Origin of the sequence: Pseudomonas sp. EA_35y_Pfl2_R111, assembly GCF_963970955.1 — a bacterium.
Taxonomy (GTDB): Bacteria; Pseudomonadota; Gammaproteobacteria; order Pseudomonadales; family Pseudomonadaceae; genus Aquipseudomonas.
This window is the reverse complement of record NZ_CAXAOM010000012.1, coordinates 1-3,550: the sequence shown is the minus strand read 5'-3', so window position 1 is coordinate 3,550 and position 3,550 is coordinate 1. Positions and strand designations below refer to the sequence as shown.

Annotated in this window: 5 protein-coding genes and 1 pseudogene; 1 reads left to right on the top strand and 5 read right to left on the bottom strand. The window is 51.5% G+C overall.

The window, feature by feature from the left end:
• Nucleotides 1–570, bottom strand: a pseudogene (locus AACY25_RS20865) (IS3 family transposase); the annotation flags it as partial.
• A 36-nt stretch (nt 571–606) separates the two neighbouring features.
• On the opposite strand from AACY25_RS20865, the gene AACY25_RS20860 reads away from it, so the two are divergent.
• Nucleotides 607–924 (top strand): immunity protein Tsi6 family protein, encoded by a 318-nt coding sequence (locus tag AACY25_RS20860; RefSeq protein WP_339527287.1) that lies wholly within the window; start codon nt 607–609, stop codon nt 922–924.
• 169 nt (nt 925–1,093) lie between these two features.
• On the opposite strand, the gene AACY25_RS20855 is transcribed toward AACY25_RS20860, so the two are convergent.
• The 4 genes from AACY25_RS20855 to AACY25_RS20840 all read right to left on the bottom strand — a co-directional run.
• Nucleotides 1,094–1,480, bottom strand: a complete 387-nt coding sequence (locus AACY25_RS20855) for a hypothetical protein (protein ID WP_339527285.1) — start codon at nt 1,478–1,480, stop codon at nt 1,094–1,096.
• Nucleotides 1,481–2,032, bottom strand: a complete 552-nt coding sequence (locus AACY25_RS20850; RefSeq protein ID WP_339527283.1) for a tetratricopeptide repeat protein — start codon at nt 2,030–2,032, stop codon at nt 1,481–1,483.
• A 19-nt stretch (nt 2,033–2,051) separates the two neighbouring features.
• Nucleotides 2,052–3,260 (bottom strand): tetratricopeptide repeat protein, encoded by a 1,209-nt coding sequence (locus tag AACY25_RS20845; protein ID WP_339527281.1) that lies wholly within the window; start codon nt 3,258–3,260, stop codon nt 2,052–2,054.
• Between the two features lie 55 nt (nt 3,261–3,315).
• On the bottom strand, nt 3,316–3,550 hold a 235-nt coding region (locus AACY25_RS20840), incomplete at its 5' end, for a hypothetical protein (protein WP_339527279.1).

Here is a 3,550-nt window from a genome sequence, read left to right as displayed (position 1 = left end):
GATACCCCGTCTGCGAACGCAGGCCTTCCTGGCGCATTAATCGAGCAACGCGATGCCTGCCGCACTGTTCTCCAAGCTCACGCAGGTCGTCATGGATTTTGCGGTAGCCATAGACGCCACCGCTCTCTAACCAGGAGTGCTTGATCAAACCCAGCAGCCGCTGATCATCCTTAGCTCGTGCCGACTTCGGCTCTGCCAGCCAGGCGTAGTAACCGCTGGTATGTACTTTTAGAGTCAGGCACAGGCGGCGAACCGAGTAGTCTGCGGATAGCTGATTGATAAAGGCGTACTTCAGCCGCACTCCTTGGCAAAGTACGCGGCGGCCTTTTTTAGGATGTCTCGCTCTTCAGTCACACGCTTGAGTTCAGCGCGCAAACGACGCAGCTCAGCATGCTGGTCGTCTTCTTGCGCTCGCTGCTCTTGAGGCTTGCTGTAGCGCTTCACCCAGGCATAAAGACTGTGTGTCGACATGCCCAAACGAGCAGCCACCTCAGCCACCGGCAGACCTCGTTCGGTCACCTGCTTGACGGCTTCGATTTTGAATTCTTCGGGATAACGCGGGTTGCTCATGGCACCTCCTAATGGGCCGTATTATGAGGCCTGAAGGTGTCTACGAAACTAGGGGCGATTCATCTTGAGGCGCTTCGCGCCACAGATAAGCGTATGAACGAAAAGGTCGACGGAGAAATTTACAGTTTTATTCGCAATCAGCTTGAATATATTGAAAAATGTGTGCGTGATAAAAACGTCGACAGATCAAAACTGCGCGACGTGAGTATTGGGCAGTTGGCTGTTAAGGAGTTTGAATCAGTTGATGATGAATATTCAGAATGCTTAAAACGCGCATATTACGTCGCGTATCATATACAAGGCGGACTTAAAGTTCCGAGACTAGATAAAAAAGGAAACATTATTAACGATTAAAGGCGATTAAAGGGGTCGAGTGATTTAATTTTGATCAGTTAAGCTGCAGATTGAACAGTCGGGAACGAGAATTGATCAGCAACACCAGCTTAGCGAGCGCACGATAAGAGACCCCTTGTTTCCGCGCCATCATAATAGTGACTACGAATAGCGGCTTAATTAACTGGCTCTAGTTTTTACTTGCTGAGACCAGTACATCAATAATTCTTGAAATAGCAGCCCCTAGCTGCTTGTCTTCCAGCATAGTTTCGGCAACCTTCTTGGCCACACTTTCAAATTCAGCGCGTTCTAAGATGGCCTCTCCGAATTCCCACAGGAGGATTTCCTGAACTGCAACAATGGGCGCTGCCTCATTAAAGTTTGCTGATGCTTTCTTAAGATTGACAAGCCGCTCTCGCAAACGTGCGCGCAGTACTGCGGAAGATCGCTCCCCTTTACGCGCGCTCTGAGATGCTTTCTTCTCTGTGCCCTTTGCAGCACTCGAATTGACCCGCTCACTCGGCTTACTTAACGAAGCAAGAACTCGAGAAAGTCGAGCTGGGTCAATATTTGACATTTATGGTGTCTCGAGGGTTTCACGATAAGCGCCGAGGAAGATCGGTGTTTCTGCTTCACTATCAGCCTCGAGCCCGACTGACTGATCGACGTTTTTAAGGCTAGCCAAAACCCGAGTCATGTCGCCTTTAAGCGCAAGGTTTTCGCAGTCCGCCAACCCCCGCTCAAATAATTCGATGGCGTCCTCGCGTTTTTCATCAAGAAGATGGAGATAAGCATCGGCAAAAGCTCTCAGGTTCTCTTCCTGAGCCTGGGAGTGAAGAGTGCTGAATGCATTTCTAGCCTCCTCGGTGCGCTGTAACTGCAAGTACACAAGCCCAAGCTGGAAGCGAGCGACATCCATACTGGGGTCTAGCTCCAGCGCTTCCTCCATACCACTGCAGGCGCGCTCGAACAAACCTAGCTCAGCGTGCTCTGCGGCCAGAAAGTAACGAATCGCAGGATTATTGGGCTCATGCTGCAAGGCCTGATTCAAGTAGTTCAAGGCTGCATGATGATTGTTTTCCTGGCTGGCATGTATGGCCAGGTGCAGGTACTCGGATGCATCCAGCATGCATTCTCTCCGTTTGATTTTAGTGTTGCCCTGGGGCGATTTCTGGACGCTTGTCTTGGTGCTTGCGTAGCCACAGTTCGACTAGTGTGCGCCCACTCTCGTGGCCGTCTGGCGCCGTACTGTCGAGCACCTGATTCACCAGTTGAGTAGCTTCTGCAGACTTACCTGCTTTTTGCAGCATAAGCATTTCAGCATAGTGAGCAGAGAGGCCATTTGGATTGAGCTTGTGGGCTCGGCGAATGCCGAGTCGGGCTTGATCGTCCTTACCATCCATGACATCGACAATCGCTAAGCCACCGTGGGTTTCCCCGAAATTACGATCCAAGTCATAAGACTTATTCAATGCCTCGCGAGCTGCGGCGCTGTCGTTGCGCAGGATGTAAATCCAGGCCAGCAGATGCCAGGTGCCGATGTGATCCGGCATAAACTGAACAGCCAATTTCAGATGTTCTTCTGCCTGATTGAACTCAAGCCCGTTAAATTCAAGCTGTGCCAACCCAGACCAAGCGCGACCACAGTCCGGATGTGCGTTTACCGTATGCAGCCATGCTTTACGTGAGGCCTCTAGGCTGCCTTGCTCAAAATTTGCTGAAGCGCAGGCTATCAGGGCGTCAAGCTGGTTGGGATCATCAGCGAGGGTTTCATGGGCAGTGCGAAGAGCTGATAGGTTGTCGTCATTTTCATATTGCAGCAGCGCAAGCAGGCCCCGGGCCTCAATATTGCTAGGCTCTTGTTGCTGAGCGCGACTTACTAGCAACTCGGCCTCTTCCGTCAACTCCTGATGATGCAGCGCGCGGGCATGCATCATGAGCGTTGCAACGGAACAGTCGGCGCTTGCAGTCAGGCGAGCTAAGAGATTGCCTGCATCGCTATATTCGCCGCCATAAAAGTGCCCAAAAGCAGTGTTGAAAATCACTGCGGGGTGGGTAATGCCAGCTTGAATAGCCTTATCCCCGAAGGCTCCGGCCTTCGCATATGCTCCGACCTGCAGCAGCAAGTACGTTGCTTGCGCATACACATGCGGATCATCAATGGCATGTGTATCGATGTGATTGAGCAGTTGCTGAGCGCCAACAAGATCAACGGTCTCAATTACTAACGACATTGCATCCAGCAATAAAGTCAGGTTGTGGGGGTCATGTTCTAGGAAGCTGAGCAACCGGCTAAGGCGGCTTTGTTCCATTGGTATGTTGTCGGTGACCATAAGTACTTCTTCGGGGAGTGGCATGAAAAATCCGTTTTGCGGGTGGATTATTGCCTCAGAGCTATCGGCCTGTCATGCGTCACTGCCGATATCTAGCCCTTCCAAAAATATTTCCCTCCTCCCCTAAACTTTCCCGCGATTCCCGGAATAAAGCCTTACAGAGAGGCTGCTTTGCCATGGGCAGGTAGCCAAGATTTTCTGTAGTCGCGTGCGCGATTCGACTGGTTTGGGGGTTAGGGAGATGGTGGCGATTGTTGCCGGCAATGGACTGGGTCTGTTCAACGCCTCGTTGAATTCCCTGGGTGGAGCGGTTG